This is a genomic window from Frankia sp. Mgl5, from assembly GCF_023242985.1.
Classification (GTDB): Bacteria; Actinomycetota; Actinomycetes; order Frankiales; family Frankiaceae; genus Parafrankia; species Parafrankia soli.
The window spans coordinates 1-270 of record NZ_JALKFY010000135.1 but is presented as its reverse complement, the minus strand read 5'-3'; the positions used below and the strand labels follow the sequence as shown (position 1 = coordinate 270).

1 pseudogene is annotated in these 270 nt (G+C 54.8%); it reads left to right on the top strand.

Annotated features, from left to right (window positions below):
• Window positions 1-270, top strand: a pseudogene (locus MXD62_RS08700) (2-phosphosulfolactate phosphatase); the annotation flags it as partial.

The window sequence follows — 270 nt, the reverse complement described above, 5'->3', positions numbered from 1 at the left end:
GTTGGTCGGCAGCCTGTTAAATGCCTCTGCAGCAGCAAATCTGGCAAATCAGCTGCAATCAGAGACAGGAGCGGCGATTACCGTGATCCCATGCGGTGAGCACTGGCCCGCTGGTAAAGAGGATGAAAACAGCCTGCGCCCCGCAATTGAAGATTATCTGGGAGCTGGTGCCATTCTTTCCAAGCTGGCTGGAAGCAAATCTCCCGAAGCGCGATTCTGTATCGGTGCTTTTTCCCAGGCCGAACCAGACATAAGCGAGCTGCTGTGGGA